This window comes from Kitasatospora sp. NPDC101176 (assembly GCF_044768035.1).
In the GTDB taxonomy this organism is placed as follows: Bacteria; Actinomycetota; Actinomycetes; order Streptomycetales; family Streptomycetaceae; genus Kitasatospora.
In genome coordinates, this window is record NZ_JBIWPA010000041.1 from 21243 (window position 1) to 46327 (window position 25085).

At 75.1% G+C, this 25085-nt stretch carries 22 protein-coding genes and 3 pseudogenes; 15 read left to right on the forward strand and 10 right to left on the reverse strand.

Annotated elements, in window-relative coordinates:
* The coding region (locus ACIRS1_RS35045; RefSeq protein ID WP_402846397.1) for a tachylectin-related carbohydrate-binding protein at positions 1–373 on the forward strand (373 nt) is incomplete at its 5' end.
* Positions 374–631: 258 nt separating this feature from the next.
* On the opposite strand, the pseudogene ACIRS1_RS35050 reads toward ACIRS1_RS35045, so the two are convergent.
* Both ACIRS1_RS35050 and ACIRS1_RS35055 read right to left on the reverse strand, forming a co-directional pair.
* A pseudogene (locus ACIRS1_RS35050) lies at positions 632–1018 on the reverse strand (TetR/AcrR family transcriptional regulator); the annotation flags it as partial.
* A gap of 330 nt (positions 1019–1348) precedes the next feature.
* Positions 1349–2533, reverse strand: coding sequence for an alcohol dehydrogenase catalytic domain-containing protein (locus tag ACIRS1_RS35055; protein ID WP_402846399.1), 1185 nt, complete (start codon positions 2531–2533; stop codon positions 1349–1351).
* 747 nt (positions 2534–3280) lie between these two features.
* On the opposite strand from ACIRS1_RS35055, the gene ACIRS1_RS35060 reads away from it, so the two are divergent.
* From ACIRS1_RS35060 to ACIRS1_RS35075, 4 genes are all read left to right on the forward strand, one after another.
* Positions 3281–4018: a hypothetical protein gene (locus tag ACIRS1_RS35060; protein ID WP_402846402.1), complete on the forward strand. Its 738-nt coding sequence runs from the start codon at positions 3281–3283 to the stop codon at positions 4016–4018.
* 309 nt (positions 4019–4327) lie between these two features.
* Positions 4328–4687 carry a hypothetical protein gene (locus ACIRS1_RS35065; protein ID WP_402846405.1) on the forward strand — a complete coding sequence of 120 codons (360 nt, stop codon included), beginning with the start codon at positions 4328–4330 and terminating at the stop codon, positions 4685–4687.
* 555 nt (positions 4688–5242) lie between these two features.
* The gene (locus tag ACIRS1_RS35070; RefSeq protein WP_402846407.1) at positions 5243–5404 is read left to right on the forward strand and encodes a hypothetical protein; all 162 of its coding nucleotides are present in this window, start codon (positions 5243–5245) and stop codon (positions 5402–5404) included.
* Positions 5405–5617: 213 nt separating this feature from the next.
* Entirely contained in the window at positions 5618–6256 is a 639-nt protein-coding gene (locus ACIRS1_RS35075; RefSeq protein ID WP_402846409.1) for a hypothetical protein, read from the forward strand.
* Positions 6257–6357: 101 nt separating this feature from the next.
* Here ACIRS1_RS35075 and ACIRS1_RS35080 read toward each other — a convergent pair whose 3' ends face one another.
* On the reverse strand, positions 6358–7575 hold the full coding sequence (locus ACIRS1_RS35080) for a YbdK family carboxylate-amine ligase (RefSeq protein WP_402846412.1): 1218 nt from the start codon (positions 7573–7575) through the stop codon (positions 6358–6360).
* A gap of 150 nt (positions 7576–7725) precedes the next feature.
* On the opposite strand from ACIRS1_RS35080, the gene ACIRS1_RS35085 reads away from it, so the two are divergent.
* Both ACIRS1_RS35085 and ACIRS1_RS35090 read left to right on the forward strand, forming a co-directional pair.
* Positions 7726–8070 carry a hypothetical protein gene (locus ACIRS1_RS35085; RefSeq protein ID WP_402846415.1) on the forward strand — a complete coding sequence of 115 codons (345 nt, stop codon included), beginning with the start codon at positions 7726–7728 and terminating at the stop codon, positions 8068–8070.
* Positions 8071–8149: 79 nt separating this feature from the next.
* Positions 8150–8680, forward strand: coding sequence for a DUF6328 family protein (locus tag ACIRS1_RS35090; RefSeq protein ID WP_402846418.1), 531 nt, complete (start codon positions 8150–8152; stop codon positions 8678–8680).
* A 41-nt stretch (positions 8681–8721) separates the two neighbouring features.
* Here the strand turns inward: ACIRS1_RS35090 and ACIRS1_RS35095 are convergent, their stop codons facing one another.
* Positions 8722–9252, reverse strand: coding sequence for a MarR family winged helix-turn-helix transcriptional regulator (locus ACIRS1_RS35095; protein ID WP_402846421.1), 531 nt, complete (start codon positions 9250–9252; stop codon positions 8722–8724).
* A 62-nt stretch (positions 9253–9314) separates the two neighbouring features.
* Here ACIRS1_RS35095 and ACIRS1_RS35100 point away from each other — a divergent pair, with 62 nt between their 5' ends.
* A complete protein-coding gene (locus ACIRS1_RS35100) occupies positions 9315–11444 on the forward strand; it encodes an MMPL family transporter (RefSeq protein WP_402846424.1) in 2130 nt (709 codons plus the stop codon).
* A gap of 84 nt (positions 11445–11528) precedes the next feature.
* Here the strand turns inward: ACIRS1_RS35100 and ACIRS1_RS35105 are convergent, their stop codons facing one another.
* From ACIRS1_RS35105 to ACIRS1_RS35130, 6 genes are all read right to left on the reverse strand, one after another.
* Positions 11529–11816: a hypothetical protein gene (locus tag ACIRS1_RS35105; RefSeq protein WP_402846427.1), complete on the reverse strand. Its 288-nt coding sequence runs from the start codon at positions 11814–11816 to the stop codon at positions 11529–11531.
* Positions 11813–12559, reverse strand: coding sequence for an SDR family NAD(P)-dependent oxidoreductase (locus ACIRS1_RS35110; protein WP_402846429.1), 747 nt, complete (start codon positions 12557–12559; stop codon positions 11813–11815). Before ACIRS1_RS35110 ends, ACIRS1_RS35105 begins: the two co-directional genes overlap by 4 nt.
* A gap of 111 nt (positions 12560–12670) precedes the next feature.
* Complete coding sequence (locus tag ACIRS1_RS35115; RefSeq protein WP_402846431.1) at positions 12671–12955, reverse strand: hypothetical protein; 285 nt, start codon at positions 12953–12955, stop codon at positions 12671–12673.
* Between the two features lie 398 nt (positions 12956–13353).
* Positions 13354–13524 (reverse strand): hydrophobic protein, encoded by a 171-nt coding sequence (locus tag ACIRS1_RS35120; protein ID WP_360218739.1) that lies wholly within the window; start codon positions 13522–13524, stop codon positions 13354–13356.
* A 138-nt stretch (positions 13525–13662) separates the two neighbouring features.
* A complete protein-coding gene (locus tag ACIRS1_RS35125; protein WP_402846434.1) occupies positions 13663–14583 on the reverse strand; it encodes an NADP-dependent oxidoreductase in 921 nt (306 codons plus the stop codon).
* A gap of 199 nt (positions 14584–14782) precedes the next feature.
* Positions 14783–15295, reverse strand: coding sequence for a hypothetical protein (locus ACIRS1_RS35130; protein WP_402846510.1), 513 nt, complete (start codon positions 15293–15295; stop codon positions 14783–14785).
* On the opposite strand from ACIRS1_RS35130, the pseudogene ACIRS1_RS35135 reads away from it, so the two are divergent.
* From ACIRS1_RS35135 to ACIRS1_RS35165, 7 genes and pseudogenes are all read left to right on the forward strand, one after another.
* Positions 15179–15610: pseudogene (locus ACIRS1_RS35135) on the forward strand ((Fe-S)-binding protein); the annotation flags it as partial. The gene ACIRS1_RS35130 and the pseudogene ACIRS1_RS35135 overlap by 117 nt on opposite strands.
* Positions 15610–15966: pseudogene (locus ACIRS1_RS35140) on the forward strand (enolase C-terminal domain-like protein); the annotation flags it as partial. The pseudogenes ACIRS1_RS35135 and ACIRS1_RS35140, both read left to right, overlap by 1 nt.
* 63 nt (positions 15967–16029) lie before the next feature.
* On the forward strand, positions 16030–17799 hold the full coding sequence (locus tag ACIRS1_RS35145) for a glycoside hydrolase family 15 protein (protein WP_402846436.1): 1770 nt from the start codon (positions 16030–16032) through the stop codon (positions 17797–17799).
* Between the two features lie 143 nt (positions 17800–17942).
* Positions 17943–20123, forward strand: a complete 2181-nt coding sequence (locus ACIRS1_RS35150) for a catalase (RefSeq protein WP_402846439.1) — start codon at positions 17943–17945, stop codon at positions 20121–20123.
* Between the two features lie 212 nt (positions 20124–20335).
* A complete protein-coding gene (locus ACIRS1_RS35155) occupies positions 20336–20986 on the forward strand; it encodes a hypothetical protein (protein ID WP_402846441.1) in 651 nt (216 codons plus the stop codon).
* A 95-nt stretch (positions 20987–21081) separates the two neighbouring features.
* Complete coding sequence (locus tag ACIRS1_RS35160; RefSeq protein ID WP_402846508.1) at positions 21082–21633, forward strand: YbaK/EbsC family protein; 552 nt, start codon at positions 21082–21084, stop codon at positions 21631–21633.
* A gap of 117 nt (positions 21634–21750) precedes the next feature.
* Positions 21751–25035, forward strand: a complete 3285-nt coding sequence (locus ACIRS1_RS35165; protein WP_402846443.1) for a hypothetical protein — start codon at positions 21751–21753, stop codon at positions 25033–25035.
* Positions 25036–25085: the final 50 nt, after the last annotated feature.

Genomic DNA, 25085 nt, shown 5'->3' on the forward strand with positions numbered 1-25085 from the left:
GGCCGCGAACTCCGGTAGGCAGATCGGACAGCACTGGGAGGGTGCGCGGCTCCTGGTGGGCGGCGGAGACGGAATTCTGTACATGGTGCACCAGGACGGTCGCCTGCTCTACTACCGGGACGAGCGCCAGGACGGCTCCAATGCGCCCGATGGCTCCACGGGGTGGGCCGCGAACTCCGGCAAGCAGATCGGACAGCACTGGGAGCAACTGAATCGAATGATCGGTGGACCCAAGGGGGTCATCTACGGCGTGCAGCAGGACGGGCGTCTGTTCTACTATCAGGATGAGAATCGAGATGGAAGTAACGCGCCCGATGGCTCTACTGGATGGTCCGCCAACTCCCGCAAGCAGATCGGCCAAGGTTGGGCGTGATTCCTGAGAGCCTCTGCCTGGCAGCTCGGATTCTCACCTCACCTCGAACCCTTCACGACGGCCCGTCATTTCGGCGGGCCGTCGGTTTTCTGGCTGGCGGTGAGCCCGCCTACAGCCAGCTGTCGCGTCGGGCGGGCGCCGGGTGGTTCCCTCCTCGGCGCCGATCTCGACCGTTCTCCAGGCGCCGGCGGGATGTCTCGACGGCGGCGACTTCGCGCAGGTTCTCCACTGGCTCGACGGCGAATGGCCGTCCAACCGTCAATCCGAAACGACCAGGCAGTCGGGTTGGGGGTACGCCACGTCCAACAGGCCCTGGACGAACCGGTCCAGATCGTCGAAGCCCGCGCTGGCGAGGGTGGCTGGGCCGGCGTCCAGCAGGTGGGGGATGGCGGCGTGCAGGGCGAGGGTGACGGTGGCGGCCCGATGCGGGGTTACGGGCAGTCCAGCGGCTCGCTGGGCGTGCTGGAGGCCGGCGAAGTCGGCGGCGGCGATCTGGTCGAGGACGGCCGACAGCCAGGGCTGGCGGGCTGCCTCAGCCTGCAGCTCGAGGTAGGCGAGCATTCTGGTCCGGCCTGGTCCGGAGACGTTCTCCAGCAGCACTCGGAGCATGGCTGCCAGGCCCTCGCGGTCGGTTGGGGCGGCCCCGGAGGCTGCCAATCGCGCCGCGACCGCGCAGTACTGTGTCGACAAGCCCGACGGACAGGCTGTCATGCTCGACGCGGGGGCGAGTGGTGCCCGCGGCCGGGCCGGTGACGGTGACCCGGGCGTACCCGGGTGTCGGCTCGGTGCGAGGGAGGGGTCCGTGCGGAGTGGCGAGGGCTCGTCCGGGGGTACGGGGTTCGGGTGCCCCACGGGTCCGCGGTACGGTCCGTTCTGATCTGCACGGTCACCTCCGGGGCTCGCACGGTCGTCCCCGTCCACCGGTCCGGCCGCCGGACGAGTCGGGGAGGTCGGGCGGGTACGACCTCGACGTGGTCAGGGGTGGAAGAGGATCTTGACGGCGCCGTCCTGCTTCTTCTGGAACATCTCGTAGGCCTGGGGTGCCTGGGCTAGCGGGAGGTGGTGGGTGGCGAAGTCGTCGACGCCGAGCGGGTCGCCGTCCAGGAGCAGGGGGAGGATGTCGGGTGCCCAGCGGTGGACGTTGGCCTGGCCCATCCGCAGCTGGATCTGCTTGTCGAACATCGTGAGCAAGGGCAACGGATCCGTCTGTCCGCCGTAGACGCCGGACAGGGAGATCGTGCCACCGCGGCGCACGATGTCGATCGCCAGGTGGAGTGCGTGCAGCCGGTCGATTCCGGCGCGTTCCATGAGCGCGGCGGCGAGCCGGCCGGGCAGGAGGGAGGTCGCCTTCTGGGCGAGTTCGGCGCCACGGGACCCGTGGGCCTCCATGCCGACGGCGTCGATGACCGCGTTCGGGCCCCGGCCCTCCGTGAGGTCGCGGATCGCGGCGGGCAGGTCCTTGTCGTGTTCGGCCAGGTCCAGCACCGTGATGCCGCGGGCCCGGGCGCGGTCCAGGCGTTCGGGGACCAGGTCCACGCCGATCACCTGGCCGTCGTCCAGGTGCCTGGCGATCCGGGTGGCCATGTCGCCGATCGGCCCGAGCCCGAGCACGACCAGGCTGCCGCCCCGGGGGAGGCCGGCGTACTGGACGGCCTGCCAGGCGGTGGGCAGCACGTCGGAGAGGAACACGAAGCGGTCGTCCGGCGGTCCGATGGGCACCGTGATCGGGAGGGTGTTGCCGAACGGGACCCGGAGCAGTTCGGCCTGGCCGCCGGGGACCTGGCCGTAGAGCCTGGTGTAGCCGAAGAGGGCCGCGCCGTTGCCGAACTCGTGGACCTGGGTGGTCTCGCACTGGGAGTGCAGACCTTCGCCGCAGGTGCGGCAGGTTCCACAGGAGACGTTGAAGGGGATCACGACCCGGTCCCCGCTCGCGACCTCGGTGACGTCGCTGCCGACCTCCTGGACCACGCCCATGGGCTCGTGCCCGAGGATGTCGCCCTCCTCCAGGAACGGTCCGAGGACTTCGTACAGGTGCAGGTCGGACCCGCACAGGCCGCTGGAGGTGATCTCGACGATGACGTCGGTCGGATCCGTGATGACCGGGTCGGGTACCGTCTCGACGCGCACGTCCCGCCTGCCGTGCCAGGTCAGGGCCTTCATCCGTGTCACCTCACTCAGTCGTGGCCGAACGGGCGTGCGCCGCCGGCCGGCCCGGCCCTCGGTGGCTGCCTGCGGCCCCCTGGACCCTTTCGTTCTGCGGCTGCCCGACCGCCCACCTCGAAAACCCTCTGCTCCGGGGTCGGACGGCCCGCTCGAAGCAGGGGCGGTCGCGGACGGGCCCGGCGACGAGCACGGTGCGGTTCGCGTTGCGCGCGGAGTGCAGGGCGAGGCGCGGTCCCTTCTCCGGGACGATCCGTCCCGGTCACACCACGGGGTCGCCGCCGGGCCCCGGTGTCCACAGGGCCGTGTCGACGCCGTTGCGCACGACGGTCTCGTGGTCGACGACGTGGGCCCAGGACCGAGCGCTGTGCTCGCTGACGGCGGTGAACGTGACTGGGCAGGCAGCCTGTTGGTGTGCACGAGGTCGAAGCCGTCCGCGCCGGCGGCCAGGCGGAGCATCAGTTGCAGGTAGGCGCGGTGCTCGGTCATCAACTCCGCGGAGGGCATGCACTGGATCCCGTTGTGCGCGTCGCTGTGTCCGCGAGCCTGTCCGGCCCTGGGGCCTTGAAACGACGCGCTGCCCGGGGCCGGACGGGCGGGAGCGGTCCGGGCCTCCTCAGGACGACAGGCGCGTCTTCGATGCCGGGGGTCGGTGCATCTCCCGCAGCGCTGGCCCGCTTGGTGGAGTGGACCCCGTGCGGCGGGGAAGCCGCTGGTGGCAGCCACGTCGCACACGGGAGACGTTTCATGGACTCAGCCAGGAAGACGCCCGACCACCGGGTGAAGGCGCGCGGGCGCTTCCCGCGCCATGAACGCCGCGGCGAGGCCCGGCTTCCCGCCGTGCTCGCCACCCTGGCGGCGATCCTGCTCTACCTCGTCCTGCCGCAGCGGCTGCTGTTCGTCCCGCGCTTCGTCCTGCCCGGCCTGGAACTCCTGTTGCTGGCCTCGCTGATCGCCGTCAACCCGCGTCGCATGACCCGGCAGAACCGCTTCTCCCGGATCGTGTCGCTGACCCTGGTCGCCCTCATCGGCATCAGCAACCTCGTCTCACTCGGCCTGCTGGTGCACGCCATGGTCACCAGCAAGGCCCAGCAGGGCGGACCCCTGCTGCTGGCCGCGCTCCAGGTCTGGACCACCGGCATCATCGTCTTCGGCCTCGCGTTCTGGGAACTCGACCGCGGCGGCCCGGTGGTGCGCACCCAGGCCGAGCGCTCCGAACTTCCGCTCGCGGACTTCCGGTTCTCCCAGGACGAGAACGACGACGCTGTCGAGGAGGTCGCCGACGGCTCGTCCCGCACCAGCGACTGGGTGCCCACCCTGATGGACTACCTGTACGTCTCGGTCACCAACTCCACCGCGTTCAGCCCCACCGACACCATGCCGCTGTCCACCCGGGCCAAGGCCCTGATGTCCATCGAGAGCATCGCCGCGCTCATCACGTCGCTGCTCGTCATCGCCCACGCGGTCGGCGTCCTCGACAAGTAGCACGGCACACCGGTCCAGGCTCAGGAACCGGGCTCCGGCTCGGGCTCGTCGGACGTGTTCGGGCGGACCGTCGGCCGAGGCGCCCCGGCGCCGCAGCGCGGTGCCCGCTGCCGCACCGCTCCCACCTGCGCGTCGATGCCGGTGAGGCCGGTGGTGCGTCCGTGCTCGAGGATCCGCTGTGTCCGGGTGTTCCCGCGGGCCGGAGGGGAAGATGCGTCACGGGGCGGGAGCAGTGGGAGAGGAGCGTGGTGGGCGATGGCCGGCAGGCGGAGAGCACGTGGCCCGCGGCGGCACTCGCGGCCGCCGGGGATGGACGACGCGACGGTGGCGGCCCTGGGGCTGCTGTCCGAGGCACTGGAGACGACGGAGCGGGCACGCGGGCGCCTGTACGACTTCCACCAGCTGACCGGCGGCGCGGACAAGGCGGTCGGAGAGGCGGTCCGGCTCCTGCGGCAGGCCGGCCACGGCACGGAGGCCGACCTGGTCGAACGCGAGGTGCGGGGCGCCGACGTCCTGCCGGGGATGTGGACGTTCGAGATCGTGGAAGCCTACGACGACGGCTACCACCAGCGGTTCCGCGAGGTCGAGCGGCAGGTCCGCGAAGCCCTGGCGGGGGACCGCGACCACATCGCGGAGGCCGAGATGAAGCAGCGCCGCGAGACGACCTGAGGGGCCCGCCGGCTCGGCTCTGCGGTGAGGCATGGAGCTCCGAACGTGGGCGCGCTGAGGCCGAGCGCGTGCGGGAGGACGTCACCTTCGGGCGGTTGCCGTCGGTGTCCGGCGCCGCCCGTGTCCGGCGCCGGCGGTACGGCGTCCTACCGGGCCGCCCGAGAGCCGTCGCCGCAGCCGGCGCAGGGCCCAGGTGGCCGGCACGGCGCTCCACGGGCCCGGTACGAGCCCGAGTGGCCTGAGCGCGATGGTCGCGAGTCTCACGATGCCGGCTCCTTTCCGTCCGAGGCGAGCACGAGTTCACCGGTCGGCGCGTGCCCGGCAGTCGGAGCGGCAAACCGCTGGGGCCCGTTCGTCCTGTGCTGCCGGGGTCACGCCGTCGGTGCCGTACGTGGCGCGGCTGACCGGCCGTACCTCGACCACGGCGTGCGTCGGGTCGCGGAGCACGGGTACACGCCCGGGCCCGGCGGTGCGGTGGCGGCGGACGCAGCCGCTGGTACCGCCGGTAGCCGCGCACCACGGGGCCGGCCGAGTCGAGGGAAGGGAGTCCCCACCATGAGCGTGTTCCTGGCGTTGACCTTGATCGCCGTCGTCCTCGGGCTGGTAGGTGTCGTCGTCCACGGAGCGCTGTACCTGCTGTTCATCGGCATCGCGGTGTTCGTGGCCGGCCTGGTCTACCTCGGGTTCGCGGCCTCGCGCGGGCGCCCTGCCCGGTGACTGTCCGGCCGGCCCCGGCCGGCGGTGGAACGGTGGAGCGGCTGGGGGCTGGGGGCTGGGGGCTGGAGGAGGGCATCATGGCCCCCTGCAGCGGCGTGCCGGCGTTCCGGGGGCGGCCGTGGAGCGCGCAACCGACTGGAGGCACCCTTGCGGGACGGTTTTTCCGACGGATACTTCACGCGGCTGGCGCACGAGACGCATCCGGTGGACCTGATGTGTCTCTACCTGCTGCACGGCTCGGTCGAACGGATCCCCGGCCTGCTGGTGGATCGGGAGGCCCTGTCGTTCGAGCACCTGAGCCGGCGTGTCCGCACCGAGGACCGTTCCGGCTACGGCGACGCGGACACGTTCTCGCTGTTCGTCAGGAGGAAGGTCCGCGGGCGGCTGTACGGCTTGGAGTTCAGGATCCACTTCGTCGCCGGCGAGCCCTATGCCGACGCCGTGATTCCCTTCGGGTCCCCCGTCAGTCTGCCTCGGTTCATGCACCACCTTCGTGGCCACTACGGCTCGCAGGGAGCCCCGGGCGACTGGGACTTCGAGGCGTACACCGACGTACGGGACCTCCGCGAGAGTGTCGTCGCGTTCGGCAACCGGCGCGAGGTCTGGTTCCAGGTCCACCGCGGCCGGTTGGTGGCCGGCCGTCTCCACGGCAACCGGTTCGGGACGAGTGCCCAACTGAACGCGGGCGGAGTGATGTTCCCGGACCGCCTCGCCGCCGTCGACGGCGCCTCGGCCGAGGCGCGGGCGTACCGGCGCTACGTGGCGAGGCTCCGCGATCCCCTCCCCAGGCGTGCGGGACGGCCGGCCCGCCCCGAGTTCGGCACCACGCCGCGGCGGCGTCCGGCGCGCTGATCGATGCCGGGCCACCCGCGGGGGCGGGACGGGCGGCCCGGGCAGCGGGTCGGTCCGCTCTCGTGGAGGCCGCCCGGTGCGACGGCCACCGCCGTCCCCGCTCAGACGATGACCGCCTTGCTGCCGGGGCGGCCGGTACTGGTGGCGACGGCGGGAGCCGCGACGGTGCCCGGATCGGCGGTGCGCTGGGCGAGGTCGTCGACGACGTCGGTCAGCGCGCGGCGGCGGGCGAAGACGGCGCGCTGCCGGTCGGCGCCCGTGCCGGCGGTCAGGCGCGCCTGGACGAGCGGGCGGGCGAGTTCGACATCGCCCGAGCCGGCCAGGGCGGGCGTGGCCAGGTCCAGCAGGTCGCCGACGAGCACGGGCATCGGCAGGCGGCATCCGGTGGACGGGTGCGTGCCGGTGCCGGTGAGCCCGCCGAGCGCGGCCTGCCGGTGGGCCTCGCGCAGGACCGCGCCGGGCATCTGCGGCGGCGGTTCGCCGTGCTGGTGCGCGGACAGGAACGTGCGGGCGAGGGCGCGGAGCAGGACGGCGAGCAGGAGGGGGGTGGTCACGTCCGCGTTCGTGTCGGCGATCCGTACCTCCAGGGTGGGCAGGTGTTCGGAGGGCCGGGCGTACCAGTACAGCATTCTGCGGTCGAGGATGACGTGCCGCGCGAGCAGTCGCTTCACCGTGCGCTCGTATCCGTCCGGGTCGAGGGCGGGCGCGGGTCCGCAGGTCGGCCAGGCCAGGTAGCGGCCGGCGCGGGCGCTCGCGGCGCCGTGGTCCCGGCCTTCGCAGAACGGCGAGTTGACGCTGAGCGCCTGCAGGACGGGCAGCCAGGGTCTCAGGTGCGCGCTGATCGCCAGGGCCTCGGTGCGGTCCAGGTCGCCGAGGTGGACGTGGCAGCCGCAGATCTCGCCGCCCCGTTGGTCCGCGGCCCGGTTCACGTGGATGGCGACGCGCTGGTAGCGGTCGGTGGGAGTGACCGACAGCGGGTGGCGGCTGGGCAGGACGGGGGTGCCGGTGGCCACCAGGCGGCACCCGGCGTACTCGGCCGCCGCCCCCATGGCCCGGCGTGCGGCGACCAGCTCCGCGAGGAGACCGGCGGCGCTGGTGACGGGCCGGGTGCACGCCTCGACCTGCGTGGCCAGGAACTCGTGCTGGGCCCGGGCGCCGAGCGTCCGGGCGGCGTGGGGCACTACGAGGTGCGCGCGGGGTGAGGTGGTCCGGGTGGCCGGGTCGACCAGCAGGAACTCCTCCTCGACGCCGAACGTCAGGACGTGGGCCGCGGCGCCGTCCAACCGGGCCGTGCCGTGGGCGGAGCAGGTGTGCGTCATGAAGCTGCGCTCCCGGGACAGGGGCTGTCGCCCCCGCGTATGTCCTGCGGGGGCGAGCGGAAACCGCCGGAGCCCCGGCCGGGGCGTCGTCGCTGCGCCGTTCGCCCGCGTCCGGCGGCGCGGTCGGGCGCCGCGGCGTAGGTTGCGGGCATGACCAGTGACGAGACGGCGGCCCCGGTCGTCGGGGTCCGCCCGCTGGACGAGGTGTTCGAAGCGATCGAGGCCGCCAACGGCTCACCGCAGCCCTGGTCCGGTTTCGAGCACGGCGTCCTCGGCGCCTACCGCTGGGCCGTGGGGGCCCAGGTCGCGGCGCCGGCCACCGCCGCCACGGCGCTCGGGGCGACCGGGCCGTGCCGGGCGCAGCTGCTGGCCGAGTGCCAGGCCGTCGCCGTCCGTCTGCGGGAAGCCGTGAGGACCGGTGCGGACACCGCATGCACCCTGGGCGCCTACCAGGCGCTGGCCTGGCTGTGCGGCCACCACGAGGAACGCCCCTGATCCCGACCGACCCCAGGGGGTGCCACTCCGTGCCCAGCCCCGGCAGCCGGCCCGCCGCCCGTAACCGGGAGGATCCGTGATGAACGACGACGGTGGCCCCGGCCGGGACGAGACGCCCCAGGAGCGCGCCGACCGCCTGTGGACCGACATGCTCCAGGAAGTGCGCGTGTGCCAGACCGGCGCGCAGATCCTCTTCGGCTTCCTGATCGGCGTCGCCTTCACCCCGCGCTTCGCCGCCCTGCCCGCCTTCGACACGAACCTCTACACCGCCACCGTGGTCCTGGGCGCGGTCGCCACCGGCGCCCTCGTCGCCCCGGTGGCCTTCCACCGCCTCTTCGCCGGCCATGACATGAAACCCGAACTCATCCACGTCGCGGGCCACCTCATCGCCACCGGACTCGTCACCCTGGCTCTGACCATCGCCGCCGCGCTCCTGCTCCTGCTGCGCACCGCGACGGGCAACCCGACCGCTTCGTGGATCATCAGCGCCGCCGTGCTGCTGTGGTTCACCACCACGTGGCTCGTCCTGCCGCAGGCGGTGCTGCGGCGTACGGCCGCCCGCCAGGCGGCCGCGCGCGACCGCGGAGGGGTGGGCGGCGACCCGCGGTGACAGCCTGCCGGACACCGCCGCAGGACGGGTGCCCCGTGCTGCTACCCGGCCTCCTGCGCCAGGTAGCTGCGGTAGGCCGCGGACACGTTGTCGAGGTAGCGCTTGGCGGCCGCGCGCTCGTCCTCGGTGAGGTCCGTGGACGCCTCGTGGAGCAGGCCCAGCAGCGGGGCGAGTTCGCCCATCACGTGGGTGAGGCCGCTGTCGGTGACGTCCAGGACCTGGCGGCGGCGGTCGCTCGGGTGGGGGCCGCGGGTCATGTGCCCCTCGGCGACGAGCCGGTTGACGGACTGCGTCCCGGCGGCGCTGGTGACGCCGAGGCGGCGGGACAGCTCGACCGGGCCGATCGGCTCGCCCGCGCCCCTGGCCATGACCACGTGCTCGACCGCCTCGACGTTGGTGAGCGGCATGCCGAGGCGCTCGGCCAGGACCGCGCGGGCGAGCTGGGTCAGGGTGAGCACGTCGCGCAGCGCCCGGGAGAGGTCGTCGCCGGGCGGGGCAGCGTGCGGGCGTGCGGTTCCGCGCAGGCCGGAATCCGAATCCGGTGCGGCTCCGAAGGGCTGGTGTTGCGCCATGCGCATCAGTCTGACACGGTAAGGATCGCTAAGTTACTTAACGACTTCGAGGGTGCGTTCCCGTGTCCCCTTCCCTGACCCGGCACGCCGGGCCGCCGTCCACCGATCGCCCGGCTCCGACCGGCCGTCCGCTCCGGAGGCCGCGGGCAACCGCCTGGCTGGTCCTCCTCCTCACACTCGTCGGGCTCGGCGCCGCGTTCGCGCTCGGCCCCCGAGACGCCACCACCACCAAGGCGACCGGGACCGGCCTGCCCGCCTCCTCGCAGTCCGCCCGGGTCGCCGAGATCCTCAAGGGCTTCCCGTCCGGTGCCGCCGCCCCGGCGATCGTGGTCTTCAGCACCACCGACGGCAGCCCCCTGACCGACGCCCAGCGAACCGTGATCGACCGACGCGCCACGCCGCTGGGCACCCTGGGCCTCGCCCCGGAGGCCGCGACGCCCCGACTCGTCGACGGCAAGGTCGCCACCGTCGCCGTGCTGCTGCCCACCGCCGCCGGGGACGCCGCCAACACCGCCGCGATCGACCGGATCCGCAGCACCGCCACGCAGGACCTGCCCGCGCCCCTGCGCGCCGAGGTCACCGGAGGACCCGCGTTCCGCGCGGACATCGGCAAGGTCTTCGCCGGCGCCGACACCAACCTCCTGATCGCCACCGCCTCGGTGGTCACCGTGCTCCTCCTGCTCACCTACCGCAGCCCGATCCTGTGGCTCGTGCCGCTCCTCGTGGTCGGTGCCGGTGACCGCGTGGCCGGCATCCTCGTCGGCGTCCTCGCCCCGCACGCCGGCGTCCAGGTCGACGCCTCCGCCGCCGGGATCCTGTCCGTGCTGGTCTTCGGCGCCGGGACCGACTACGCCCTCCTGCTGGTCTCCCGCTACCGCGACGAACTCCACCTCACGGACGACCGGTTCACCGCGATGGCCCGTGCCTGGCGCGGCACCGCCCCGGCCGTGCTGGCCAGCGGAACCACCGTCGTCCTGAGCCTGCTCACGCTGCTCGCCGCCGAGCTCACCGGCAACCGCGGACTCGGCTTCGCCGGCGCCGTCGGCATCCTCACCGCGATGCTCTTCGGCCTGGTCGTCCTGCCCGCGGCCCTCGTCCTGCCCGGACGCCGGATCTTCTGGCCGCTCGTGCCCCAGGTCGGTGACCCGGTCACCGCCGACCGGCGCGGACCGTGGTCGCGCATCGGGCGGACCGTCGCCGGACGCCCCGGCCGGGTCGCCGTCGGCGGCACCGCCGTCCTGCTGCTCCTCGCCTCCGGCGCGCTCGGCATCACCACCGGACTGGCCCAGGCCGACTCCTTCCGCAGGACCCCGGAAGCCGTCCTCGGGCAGCGCACGCTGGCCGCCGTCCAGCCCGCCGGCACCGCCGACCCCCTCACCCTCCTGTCCACCACCACCGCGGCCGACCAGGTCGCCACCGCCGCGCGGCAGGTGCCCGGCGTCGCCGCCGTCACCCCGGCCGGCCGCACCGAGCACTGGGCGCGCGCCGACGTCGTCCTCGACGCCGCCCCCGGCACCGCCGCCTCCGACCACACCGTCGAACAGCTACGCCGCACCGTCGCCGAGGTGCCCGGCGCCGACGCGCTCGTCGGCGGCGCCACCGCCGAGGCCTACGACACCGCCCGGGCCAACGCCCACGACACCCGCGTCGTCGTCCCGTTGGTCCTCGCGATCGTCCTGGTCGTCCTCATCGCCCTGCTCCGCGCGCTGGTGGCCCCGCTGCTGCTGGTCGCCACCGTCGTCGCGTCCTACTTCGCGGCGCTGGGCGCGAGTTGGACGATCTTCCGCACCGTCTACGACTTCCCGGCCCTGGACACCAACGTCCCCCTGCTGTCCTTCCTGTTCCTCGTCGCCCTCGGCGTCGACTACAACATCTTCCTCATCGCCCGCACCCGCGAGGACACCGTCGCGGGCCACGACACCCGTACCGCCGTGCTGCGCGCCCTCGCCTCCACCGGCGGCGTGATCACCAGCGCCGGCATCCTGCTCGCCGCCGTGTTCGCCGTCCTCGGGGTCCTGCCGCTGATCACCCTCACCCAGATCGGCGTCATCGTCGGCATCGGCGTGCTCCTCGACACCCTGCTGGTGCGCACCGTCCTCGTCCCCGCGCTGGTCCTGCTGACCGGCCGCCGCTTCTGGTGGCCCGGCCGGCCCGAAGGAGCAGGGCCCGACGTCCGGAGCCGCTCCGCGTGAACCATGCGCCGGGGCGTGCCCAGACGGCGCGTCCCGGGAGCCGCGCGCGTCCTGACGCGCCGTCGGGGTCGTGGGGTTGGCGCCTCACGGCCGGCGCCCGCGCGAAGGCGCTCCGGGCGGTCGGCCGGGCCACGGCTTCGCGACGCGTGCGGTCCGCGCCCCGACCGCGCGGGCGGCACCCCGCGCCGGGCGGGCCCGCGGGGTGGCCGGGGTCATCGCCTCGGTCAGCCGCTGCAGCATGGCCCCGTCGGCGACCACCTCCAGGACCGTCAGCAGCACCTCGACCAGGGCGCGGTCCCCCGCGGCCACCGCGCGGCAGATCAGCTCCACCAGATCGGCGGGGCCCTGCCGCCGGGCGCGGGCGGAACTCATCGGACGCCCCCGGCGGGGTGCGCGGCCCCCGAGGCTGCCGGCAGGGCCGTGGGGCGGCCGTCGGCGGCGTCGGGCCCGAGGACGCAAGCCCCGTGGAGCAGGGCGTCCAGCAGCGCCGACACCCAGGTGTCCAGGTCCGCACCGGGCGGCAGGGGCGGCGGCACCCCGCTGACGGCGCGTCGCGCGAATCCGGTGTCCAGATGCGGCAGGCGGGCGTCGAGAACGGTGATCCGCTCCCGGCGGCACTCCGCCCGGACCGACTCGAGCCATGCCGACAGCGCGGCTTTGGACGCCCGGTACGCGGAGGTCCGCGGGAAGGGGCGGTCGACGACGGCGCCGGTGACCGCGGCGAGCGCACCGCCCGGTCCGACGACGGGAAGAGCTCCTTCGAGGACGGCCATGGGCGCCAGGGCGTTCACCGTCATCAGGTGCTCCTGGACCGCGAGCGGCACCTGTCCGGTGCGGCCGAACGCGATCGCCCCGAAGGCGAGGAGCACCGCGTCCAGGCCGCCGGATCCTTCGGCCGCCCGTGCCGCGAGCGCCCGGCAGGATTCCAGGTCGTAGGCGTCGAACACCTGCCCCGGCGCGGCGCCCGCGCGGTCGGCTGCGCGGGCCAGGCGCTCACGGTCCCGGCCTGCCACGGCCACCCGGGCCCCACGGGCGGCTGCGGCCGCTGCCACCTCACCGCCGATCACCCCGGTGGCTCCGACCACCAGCAGGCGCAGCCCCTTGATGTCCACCATCGCCTTCTCCCCTGGCAGAGCGCGTCCGGCGGTTCTGCGCAGCAGTGGCGGAGGCAGGGAGCCGGCTCCGCGGGCCGGTTGCAGCGGCCGCCGGGCGCCACGATGATCAGGTCACCCGGCGTTCTCGCCCGGGTGGTCCGGCCAGGCGCCGCGAGGACTCCTCGCCTGGCCCCGGGCTTCTCCCTCGTACCCGGCGAGGGCCAGGCCGAGCCCGAAGAAGGTGGGGGCCCATTCGCCGACGAAGATGCCCCACCGGTCGGCCCGTTCGACGCCGGCCTGTTCGGCCTTCATCGACGCGAGCCAGCTGAGCAAGGACAGGCCGATGGATCCGAAGGCCGCCGTGTAGGCGTGTTCGCTGGTGATTCCGGCTTCGTGGAGCCGACGGACGATGTTCATGGTCTCTCCGGTGGTCCGTGCCGTGATCGTTCCTCCAGCGTGCGAGCGGGACGTGCGAAGCGGGAGTCGCAGCGTTGCCGCATCGGATCGGCGGGTGGGGGGGCTCGTCGCGGGGACCGACTGCACACGACGGACGCTCGCGCGTACCGCGGGCGGGTACCCGCCCGGAATGTGGACCGGGTGGATACCGCAAGCGAGGGGGGCGGGCGCCCCCGCCCCGGGGGGGGCCCCCCCCCCGCGGCGCCTGGGACCACCGGGACCACCGCCCCGGGCTCCCCCGGGGGGGGGGGCGGGGGGCGGGGGGGGGGCCCCCCCCCGGCGGGGGGGGGGGGGCCCCCCCCCCCGGGGGGGGCCCCCCCCCCCCGCCGGGGCCCCCCCCCCCCCTCGTCGCTGAGCTGCTACCAGCGGTACCAGCGTCCGCGGCTCCCGGCGGCGGTGTTGCCGCGGGCGATGAAGCCGAGGAGCCATATCACGAGGACGGCGAGTGCGATCCACCAGAGCACTTTGACGGCGAAGCCGAGTCCGAACAGGAGGACGGCGAGCAGCAGGACCAGGACCAGAGCGAGCACGGTGCGGACTCCTTACGTACGGCGACGGGTACGGGTCTGCTGCTGCCCCGGTTTCGCCGGGTCATGCCAGCCTGTTCTCGTGCCGCCGGGTCCGCCGTGCGGGCGGGCCGCGCGCCTGCGGCCGCGGGGTGCGGAGAGTCAGGGCACGATGACCAGCTTTCCGCGGGTGTGGCCGGTCCGACTGGCGTCGAAGGCCTCGGCCGTACGCTCCAACGGGAAGGTGCCGGCGACCTCGACGGTCAGCGCGCCCCGGTCGGCGGCGGCCGCCAGCTCGGCCAGCTCGGCGCCGTCCGGGCGCACCCAGATCCAGTGGCCGCCGTGCTGCTCCACCCGCGGATCGGCCACGGAGACGTGGCGCCCGCCGTCGGCGAGCACGGCCAGCGTCGTCTCCAGTTGGCCGCCGACGAAGTCCGCGACCGCCGACACCCCGTCGGGCGCGAGCGCGCGCACCCGCTCGACCAGGCCGTCCCCGTAGCTCACCGGTTCGCCGCCCAGTTCGCGGACGAACGCGTGGTTGCGCTCCGAGGCGGTGCCGATCACCCGGGCCCCGCGGTCGCGGCCGAGCTGGACGGCGAGGCTGCCGACGCCGCCCGCGGCGCCGTGCACCAGCAGCAGGTCGCCGGGGCCGACCGCGAGCCGGTTCAGGCTGCGCAGCGCGGTCAGGCCGGCCAGGGGGAGTCCGGCGGCCTGCGCCCAGTCGAGCGAGGCGGGCTTGCGGGCCACGGCGGGGGCGGCGACCGTGACGTACTCGGCGAATGTTCCGGCCTGCACCACGTCCTTGCGGGCGTAGGCCATCACCTCGTCCCCGGGCGTGAACTCGGGCGTGTCGGGGCCGACGGCGGTGACCACGCCGGCCACGTCCCAACCGGGGACGACCGGGAAGACCGTGTCCATCATGCCGTCCAGGCCGCCCGCCATGACCTTCCAGTCCACCGGGTTGACGGCCGCCGCGCGGACCTGGATCAGCACCTGGCCGGGCCCCACCTTCGGGTCGGGCACCTCGCCGTACTGCAGCCGGGAGTTGTCCCCGGCGTACGAGTCGTAGGTCACCGCGCGCATGGACTACCTCCAGGGGGCCGCTGTCGTCGTCGCACGCCCGCCACCGGACGGGCACCGCCGGCCACGCTATGCCGGAGGCGGGCGCTCGGCCCCCGTACCGGCCCGTCGGAGTGACGGCCGTGCGGCCCGCATCCGGCCGGGTCCGCTCCGTGCGGGCGGCCGGAGTACCGGGGTGACCTCCTGCCGGAGTGCCCGGGGCCTACGCGTCGATGCCGGTGAGGGCGGTGAGGTGGGTCCACAGTTCCCGGCGGGTGGCGGGGCTGTCCGCCGCGGCGCCGAGGGCGTGGGTGATGGGCCGGGGCCGGCGGTCGTGCCAGAACAGGCCGGTGCACTGCACGGCCTCGGGGGCCGCGCCGAGCCAGACCACGGTGTCCGCGCCCTGTTCCGGGGTGCGGATGACCGGGCGGGTCAGCGCGCGGAAGACGGGCAGCCACTGCCGCACGCCCTCGGTGTCCGCCCACCCGGGGTGCATCGCGTGGACGTGGACCCCGGTGCCGTCGAGCCGGCGTGCCCACTCCTCGGTGATCACCAGCTCCTGGCGCTTGGTGCGGGCGTAGACCGGGGACGGCCGGCAGCGGCGGGGCCGGAAGGACGTCGATCGCTGTTCGACCCGGGCAACCGGATGAACCCCGGCAAGGTCGTCGACCCCCGCCGGGTGGACGAGGATCTGCGCCTGGGTGCCTCCTGGCGGCCCGAACCGCTGGCGACGCACTTCGCGTATCCCGAGGACGGCGGCGACTTCGGTCAGGCGGTGCTGCGCTGCGTGGGGATCGGCAACTGCCGCACCCGGCAGGGCGGCGTGATGTGCCCCTCCTACCGGGCCACCGGCGAGGAGGAGCACTCCACCCGCGGCCGGGCACGCCTGCTGTTCGAGATGCTCGCCGGCCACGACGACTCACCGGTCACCGGCGGCTGGCGCTCCACCGAGGTCCGCGACGCGCTCGACCTCTGCCTGGCCTGCAAGGGCTGCAAGTCGGACTGCCCGGTCGGCGTCGACATGGCCACCTACAAGGCCGAGTTCCTCGCTACGGCTACGACCTGCCTTACCTCGCCCGGATGGTCCCGGTGGTGGACTGCCTGCAGGCGGACGCGACCCGCTGCGGGGGCATCACCGTCTGGCTGCGCGCCGCCGCCCTCGCCCAGGCCCACGGACTGCAGCTGTCCGGGCACTGCGCCCCGCACGCCCACGCCCACGCCGCCGCCACCGTGCCGAACCTGCGCCACCTGGAGTGGTTCCACGACCACGTCCGCATCGAGGACCTCCTCTTCGACGGCACCCTCGATCCCGCCGGCGGCGCCGTCCGCCCCGGCCGGGGCGGCGAACCCGGCCTCGGCCTGACGATCCGGGCCGACGTGGCGGAGCGGTACCGTGTCCACCCCTGAGACCGCGACGGCACCCGCCGCCGGGGGCGGGTCGCGTGACGCGGGCGGTGGAAGGGCCCGACCGTGACGGCCCCGACCGGAGCCGACGGCGCTCCGCCCCCGCACGCCCTCCGGGACTACGCGCTGCTCGCCGACGGCGAACGGGGCGCGCTGGTCGGGCCGCGCGGCGACATCGTGTGGATGTGCGCACCCACCTGGGGCGACGACGCCGTGTTCGCGGCCCTGGTCGGCGGCCGGGGCTGGTACACCGTCACCCCCGGCGGGCCGTTCGTGTGGGGCGGTTACTACGAGAGCGGCGGCCTGGTCCGGCGCAGCCGCTGGATCACCCCCGACGGCATCACCGAGTGCCGTGAGGCGCTGGCCCACCCCGGCGACCCCCACCTCGCCGTGGTGCTGCGCCGGATCCGCGCCGTCGACGGCGGCGCCCGCGTGGACGTGGAGCTGAACCTGGCGGCGGGCTTCGGCGCCCACCCGCTCCAGGACGTGCGCCGGGACGACCGGGGCCGGTGGACGGGCCGCGCCGGCGCCCTCCACGTCCGGTGGACCGGGGCGCCGCGGGCCCGCCACCACGGCACCGCGCTGCGGACCCGCGTGGACCTGCCGGCCGGCGCGCAGCACGACCTCGTGCTGGAGGTCTCCGACCGGCCGCTGCCCGAACCGGCGCCCGCCGACACGTGGTGGCGGGCCACCGAGGCCGGGTGGGCCGCCGGTGTGCCCGATCTCGCCGGCACCCTGGGCCGGCGCGACGCCCGGCACGCGTACGCGGTCATGACCGGCCTGACCTCCCCGGGTGGGGGCACGGTGGCCGCGGCCACCACCAGCCTGCCGGAGCGGGCCGAGCAGGGCCGCAACTACGACTACCGCTACGTGTGGATCCGCGACCAGGCCTACGTGGGCCAGGCCGCGGCGGCCGCGGGCGGGCACCGGCTGCTGGACGACTCGGTGCGGTTCGTCGCCGCCCGCCTCCTCGAGCACGGGCCGGATCTCGCCCCGGCCTACACCGGCACCGGGCAGGCGGTGCCTTACCAGCGCACCCTGGACCTGCCCGGCTACCCGGGCGGCTCCGACGTCGTCGGCAACCACGTCAACCGCCAGTTCCAGCTCGACGGGTTCGGCGAGAGCCTGCTGCTGCTCGCGGCGGCCGCGCGGCAGGACCGGCTGGACGCCGACGGCTGGCGGGCGGCGCTGGTCGCCGTCGAGGCGATCGCCTCCCGGCACCACGAGCCGGACGCCGGGATCTGGGAGTTGCACGACGACCGCTGGGCGCACAGCCGCCTCACGTGTGCGGCCGGCCTGCGGGCCGTCGCCCGGGCGGCCCCGCGCCGCTGGAGCGGCAAGGCGGGCGGTTGGGAGGCGCTGGCCGACCGCATCGTCGCCGCGACCGCCGCCGACTGCCTGCACCCGTCGGGCCGCTGGCAGCGCTCACCCACCGACACCACCGTGGACGCGGCCCTCCTGATGCCCGCCGTCCGCGGCGCCGTGCCCGCCGACGACCCCCGCACCGTCGCCACCCTGAGGGCCGTGCGCACCGACCTCGCCTCGGACCACCACGTCTACCGGTTCCGCCACGACCGGCGGCCCCTGCAGGACGCCGAGGGCGCCTTCCTGCTGTGCGGCTTCACCATGGCCCTGGCCGAGCACCAGCAGCACGACGACGTGGAGGCCGCGCGCTGGTTCGAACGCAACCGCGCCGCGTGCGGGCCACCGGGCCTGTACGCCGAGGAGTTCGACGTCGCCCAGCGCCAGCTCCGCGGAAACCTCCCCCAGGCGTTCGTCCACGCCGTGATGCTCGAAACCGCCGCCCGGCTCGCGTCCGGCCCCGCGGAACCCTGACGGCGCCGCCGGGACGGGACGCCGTTGGGAGATCTGTACGGCTTCGTCCCGTTTGGGCGCCGCGGGGCCGGGCAGCCGACCGTCGGCGGGCGCCCGCAGACCGGCCTCCGCCCCGTCGACCGTCGCCGGAAGGAGCACACGGCATGACCGCCAACCCCGGCCCGCCCGAAGGCCGCCCCCACACGCTCCCGGTCACCGGCGCCCCGGACCCGGGCGCCAACCCCGGCCCGCCCGCCCACCACGGGCGCGACGCCAAGGACACCGCCCTCGACGCCGCCAGGGCCCCCGATCCGGACGGGCCGCTCACCACCGACCAGGGCGTGCGCGTCGACGACACCGACAACTCCCTGACCGTCGGCGAGCGGGGCCCCACCCTGCTGGAGGACTTCCAGCTGCGCGAGAAGCTCACCCACTTCGACCACGAGCGCATCCCCGAGCGGGTGGTGCACGCCCGGGGCGCCGGCGCCTACGGATTCTTCGAGCCGTACGCGTCACTGGCCGAGTTCACCTGCGCGGACTTCCTCCAGGAGGCCGGCCGGCGCACGCCCGTCTTCGTCCGCTTCTCGACCGTCCAGGGCCCGCGCGGCTCCGCCGACACGGTGCGCGACGTGCGCGGCTTCGCGACCAAGTTCTACACCCGGCACGGCAACTACGACCTGGTCGGCAACAACATGCCGGTGTTCTTCGTCCAGGACGCGATCAAGTTCCCCGACTTCGTGCACGCGGTGAAGATGGAGCCCCACAACGAGATCCCCACCGGAGCTTCCGCGCACGACACCTTCTGGGACTTCTGCTCCCTGCAACCCGAGTCCACCCACATGCTGATGTGGGTGATGTCGGACCGGGCGATCCCGCGCAGCTACCGGATGATGCAGGGATTCGGCGTGCACACCTTCCGCCTGGTGGACGCCGAGGGCCGCGGCACCTTCGTCAAGTTCCACTGGAAGCCGAAGCTCGGCACCTGTTCCCAGGTCTGGGACGAGGCCCAGATCACCGCGGGTCGCGACCCGGACTTCCACCGCCGCGACCTGTGGGAGGCGATCGGGGCCGGTGACTTCCCGGAGTGGGAACTGGGCGTGCAGCTGATCCCCGAGGCCGACGAGTCCTCCTTCCCGTTCGACCTGCTGGACCCGACCAAGCTCGTCCCCGAGGAAGTCGTCCCGGTGCGGCCGGTGGGGCGGATGGTGCTGGACCGCAACCCGGAGAACTTCTTCGCGGAGACCGAGCAGGTCGCCTTCCACACCGCCAACATCGTGCCGGGCATCGACTTCACCAACGACCCGCTCCTGCAGGGCCGCAACTTCTCCTACCTGGACACCCAGCTGATCCGCCTGGGGGGCCCCAACTTCTCCCAGCTGCCCGTCAACCGGCCGCTCGCCGAGGTGCGCACCAACCACCGCGACGGCCACGGCCAGCACACCGTCCACTCCGGTACGAGCTACGCGCCGAACTCGGTGGGCGGCGGCTGCCCGTTCGGCCTGGGCGGTGGCCGCCTGCCGGACGGGGTGTTCGAGCACTACCAGGAGCGCGTCGACGGCGCCGCGATCCGCCGTCGCAGCCCGAGCTTCGCCGACCACTACAGCCAGGCCGCGCTGTTCTGGCGCAGCATGGCCGGCTGGGAACAGGAGCACATCACCGCGGCGTTCGCCTTCGAGCTCGGCAAGGTCGGCGACCGGGCGGTGCGGCGCCGGATGCTGGCGAACCTGACCCGGGCGGACCAGGAGCTGGCCGCCGAGGTCGCCCGGCGCATCGGCGAGCCCGTGCCCGAACCGTCGCCCGTGGACGGCGCGGGCGGCGAGGGCAGCGGCGAAGGCGGGGCCGGGGTGCGGGTCTCGCCCGCGCTGAGCCTGGAGAACCAGCGCGGCGAGTGCGTCGACACCCGCAAGGTCGCCGTCCTGGTGACGGACGGTGTGGACACCGCCCAGGTGCAGGCCGCGCGGGCCCGGCTGCAGGCCGAGGGCGCCACGGCCGAGACCCTCGCCCCGCACGGCGGAACCGTGACCGGCCGCGACACCGTCGACGTCGCGGTCGACCGGGCGATGCCGACCACCGCCTCCGTGCTCTACGACGCCGTGGTCGTGCCCGACGGTACGGACGCGCTCGCCGGCGATCCCGACGCCGTACGGTTCGTCACCGAGGCCCTGCGCCACGGCAAGCCGATGGCCGTCCTCGGGTCCGGCACCGCCCTGGGCGAGGCCGCCGGCAGCGGCCGCCCGGAAGCGGTGGCGGGCGTCGCGGTCCCCGGGAGCGACGGGCAGGCCGACGCCGCGTTCTGGGACGAATTCGTCGCCCTCGTCGGCCGCCACCGCTTCCCGGACCGCTGACCTCGCCGTCCGCTCCGCGCCGGCCCTGCTGCCTCCCGCACGCCGTCCGGTCGTCCGTGCGGTGCGGGGCCGCGCGCAGTGCCTTCCGTGCCGGCGGGCGGTGGTCCGCCGCAGGACCGTCGCTCCGCCGGACTCCTCTGTCGTGCTCCGCCGGGGGCGCGGGTGACCCCGGGGTCCGGAGGATCATGGAGAATGCGGACAGGGGTGGGGGTATGGAACTGTCACCACGGGCGCGGCTGCGCGCCGGGGACGAGCGCGCCCTCGGGGAGCTCTACGACGCCAACGCCCAGGCGGTGTACGGCTACGCGCTGCGGTCCCCGGGGGACTGGGCGGCCGCCGAGGACGTGGTGTCGCTGACCCTGGCCGTGCCGTCGGGCAGGGACGGCGGTGCCGCCCCCGCCGCGCCCATGCAGCAGCTGGTCTCCGCCGACCGCTCCAAGTCGGTCGTGGGGATGCCGGTGACGCCGAAGCTGAGCAGCCAGCTCGCCTTCGGCGACGTCCAGAGGATCTTCATGAACGTCACGGCGCCGCCGGCCGTCGCCGGAGCGCTGATGACGGCGGCCGCGAACCTGCCCGGCACGGCGGTGGTCGCCGACGAGGCGGACGCCGCCGGGCGGCACGGGGTCGCGGTGGTCGGCACGAACGGCACGCAGCGGGTGTCCCTGGTCTTCGACCCGGTGACCGGCGCCTTCCTCGGGGTGCGGGAGGTGCTGCTGACGGACCTCCCCGCCGGCGGCCCGGGCGACCTCCCGCCCACCGGCAACCCCGGACCGGGCGCCGGGAACGGCACGGGGTACACCTTCGCCACCGCCGTCCTGGAGAGCGGCGTCGTCGACCGTGCGGGGGACAGGCCGAAGGGCTGAACCCCCGGGGGACGGCCGGGCCCTGACGCCGGGCCCCGCCGTCCCCCGCCCCGGCGGCGGCGATTCGCTACAGTCGCCCCGTGAGCGACGACGACGTGACCCCGCCCTTTGGGACCTTCCCCCTCGTCCGCCCGGCCCTGGACGTCGGCGAGGAGCTCGCCGCGCCCGTAGCCCGCGCACTGGAGAAGTGGGCCGACACCGAGGCCGCCCGATCCGTCCTGTACGTCGACACGGACCCGGAGAAGGCCGACACCGCGGTCTTCTGCGCGGCCTACGACGTGCCGCCGGAGCTGTCCGCGAACTGCGTCGTGGTCGCCGCCAAGCGCGGCGGTGACGTCACCCTGGCCGCCTGCCTCGTGCTCGCCACCACCCGCCTCGACGTCAACCAGGCCGTCCGCAGGCACCTCGGGGCGCGCAAGGCGTCCTTCGCGCCGATGGACACCGCCGTCGACGCCACGGGCATGGAGTACGGCGGCATCACCCCCGTCGGCCTCCCCGCCGACTGGCCCCTGCTGATCGACGCGGCGGTCGTCACCGCCCCGCACGTCCTCGTCGGCAGCGGACGGCGCCGCGGCAAGCTCATCCTGCCGGGTACCGCCCTGGCCCGGCTCCCGGGCGCCGAGGTCCTCCAGGGCCTGGCCGGCTGAACCGGCCCGGCTTCCGGCCCGGACGGGCCCCGGCCGCGGCGCCCGCGAGCGAGCACCGGCCGGGGCCCGCAGAAAATCGGGTGCGGGGCTGCGGCCCGGGCAGCAGAATCACCCGCGATGCCTCACCTCACTGCCGATCGGCTGCTCGCCGATGTCGAGTCCCTGCCCCACGCCCTGCGACTGCGCGAGGTCGCCCGCGCCGCCCACCGACTGGCCGAGTCGGGCCACCTCGACGACCTCCTGGACGAGTTGGCCACCGGAGGCCCCTACGAGCAGCGGATCGCCGCGGTCGCGGCCCTGACCGGCCGGCGACTCCCGTACCTCGCGAGCCGGTTGACCGACCCCGACCCGGTGGTGCGCCGCTACGCCCACCGGGCCGTGCGGGAGCTCCCGGTGCCGGACGAGACGGTGGAACGGGCGGTGCGCGCCGCCCCGACCGCGATCAGGGACGAGCTGATCCGCACCGTCCTGAAGGCCGGCCGGACGGCGGTGGCCGAGCGGCTGGTGCCCGTCCTCCGGGAGCAGTGGGGAGCCGCCGAGGCGGGACGCCTGCTGCCGGTCTGCTCGCCCGCCTTCGTGGCGCGCGAACTGCCGGGCCTGTCGCACGCCGTCGTCCTCACCCGCTCGCTCGGGGAACGGCACCCGGCGGCGGTGCTGGACGAGGCGGAACGCCTCCTCGACGACCTGCCCCACGGTGAGCGGCCGGGGTTCTGGCGGCGGCACGCCGTCGGGCTGGGCGCAGCCGCCGGCCGGCTGCCCGGGAGGGCGCTGGACCTGCTGGAGCGCCACCCCGCCACGCAGTACCGGCCGACCATCCCCGCGCCGTTGCGCGACAGGTTCGCGGTGCTGGCCGCCCACGCCCCGGAGCGGACGGCCCGGGTGCTGGTGGCCGCGGGCCGGCACCGGCACGATCCCGTGCTGCGGCCCGCGCTCGCCCGCCGGCTGGCGGCGGCTCCGCTGCCGCTCCTCACCGAACTGGCCCACCGCAGCCCCGCCGACCACGCGGCGCTGTCCCGCCGGCTGCCGCCTGCCGTCAGGCTGGAGCTGCACGACGCGGTGGTGGCCGTGTCGCCGGTCTACCCTCGCGGGTACTCCGGCGACGTGCTGGCCACCCTGCCCGCGCCGGAGCGCACCGCCCGGGCCCGGGCCCGGCTGGCCGAGGATCCGGAGGAGCTCGGCCTGCTGGTCTTCCTCCCGACCGCCGAGGCGCAGCCCCGGCTGCTGGCGGAGACCAGGACGGCGGAGTCCTGGGAGCGGGGCTACGCCTGGGGCCAAGTCGTCGCGCAGGCCGGGCAGTCCGGCGAGCCGGGCGCGGTCCGGGACGTCCTGGTCCTGCTCCGGCGCCTGCGGAACGAACAGGACATGGTTCGCGGCGAGGCGCTGGCGGCGGTCGCAGGCCTGCCGCCGCGGCTCTTCGAAACCGGCGCGGCCGGACCCCTGGCCGACCTCGCCGAGGACGCGCTGACCGCGCGGGACTGCTCGCCTTACACGCGGACCCAACTCGCCCGGCTGGCCTGCTCGGTGCTGGCCGAGCACGCGGGAGGCGCCGCCCGGGCCCTGGTCGACTGGGCCGTCCGTACCATCGAGCGGACGGGGCCGGGCGCACCGGCCTTTCCGAGGAGCCGCCAGGCGGCGGTTCTGGCCGAACTGCGCCCGGCGCTGGAGCGATCGACCGCCCTGCTGCTCGCGGTCGTCGGCGGTCTGCGCCCCGCGTCGCGTCGACTCCCCACCGTCATCGCCCTGTTGGAGCGGGTGCCGGTCGACGACCGGGAGTTCGAACGGGCGGTGAACCACCTGCTCGCGGACGCCGCCACCCGCGGGGAACGGGTGACCCGCCTGATCGGGACGGCGCCCTGCACGGCCGCGCTCCCCGCCGTGCAGGAGGTGCTCACCCGGGTCCGCACCGACCTGCTCGGCCCGCTGCTCGCGGCCGGGAGCGCCGGGCCGGACGCGCTGGGCCTTCCACTGGACCTCCGTTCGGCCGACCGCTGGACGGACCGTCAGGTGCGGTCCGCCGCCGCCCAGGTGGCGCGGACGGTGGACGAACCCGCGACGACGGCCCCGCAGCGGACCGCCGCCCTGCGGGCCGCCGCGCACCTGCCCGGCCACGGCCTGGACCTGCTGCTCCGGTACGTCGACTCCACCGACGTGCTCTGCGCAGAGGCCGCCCTCGCCGCGCTGCCGTGGACCACCCGGCCCGCCGAGGTGCTACCCGTCCTGCTCGGGCACGCCGGTGACCAGCGCGCCCGGGTCGCCGTGTACGCGGCCGGCCGCGCCGCCCGGTTCACGCCGGCCGAGGACCTCGGTCCGGCGTTCGCCCGGATCGTGACGGACCCGACGGCCAAGGTCACCAGCCGCAAGCAGGCCGTCCGGCTCGCGGCCGCACACCTGCCGCTGCCCGCGGCGGCCGCGCTGCTGGAGGCGGCCCACCGGGCGCCGGAACAGCACCAGGACGTGCGGAGGGTGGTGGTCGAGCAGATCGTGGCCCGCCCCGCCGACCTCCCGCTCTGGGGCCTGCTGACGGAGATCGCCGAAGGCACCTCCGAGCTGCGGACGGTGCTCGGCGCGGAGCTCGACCCGCACACTCTGCCGGCCGACGACCGACGCCGCTACGCCGAGGTGCTCGGCCGGCTGGCCCTCGCGGGGGACGGCCCGGTCGCGAGCCTGGGCGCGGGAAAGCTCGCGGTCTGGGGGCGCTACGCCCCGGAGGTGGTGGCCGCGATGGTCCCGGTGGTCACCGACCTGGCCGAGCGGGAGCGGTGGCGGGCCGCCGCGCGGGCGGTGAACGGGGTCGCCTGGTCGGGGGCGCCGCACCCGTTCGGTGGGGTGGCTCGCGGGAGCCTGCTGGAACGGACCCTGAGCGGCCTGATCGACGTCGTCCGGGCCGGTGGGCCTGCGCCGGACGAGGGCCGGGACGAGGCGGCCCGCCAGCGCATCGAGGAGTTCAGCAGCCGGCACTCCTACCTCACGGAGATGACGGCCGACGGCCGGGCGAAGGCCCGGGCGGTGGCCGCGGTGCTGATGACCGAGCCGTCCCTGCTCCCGCAGGCCGTCCCCCGGCTCTGCCACGCGATCGACCTGGAGTCCGCGGTCCTCGGTGACGAACTCGTCGAGCTCGCCGAGGTGTTGGCGGGCCGCCCGCTCCTCGCCGGGCAGGCCGCGGAGATGCTGCGTCCGGAGGAGGGCGGGGCGCCGCCGTCGCCGTACGTCCTGGCGGCCGTCCGGCGGTTGACGCAGGACGGCGGCCTGGCCGCCGGGCTGTTCGCCGTCAGGCTGGTGGCCGCGTACGGCCCCGGCCGGCAGTGGTCGGCCGAGTGGCGAGCGGCCCTGCACGCGCTGCGCCGGCACCCGCAGGCCGACGTCCGCGACCGCGCCCTGAACACCTGGACCGTCAAGGAGTGACGTCCGGCGACCGCCGTGGGACCCGGGCCGGAGCGCCTTCGGCGGCGCGG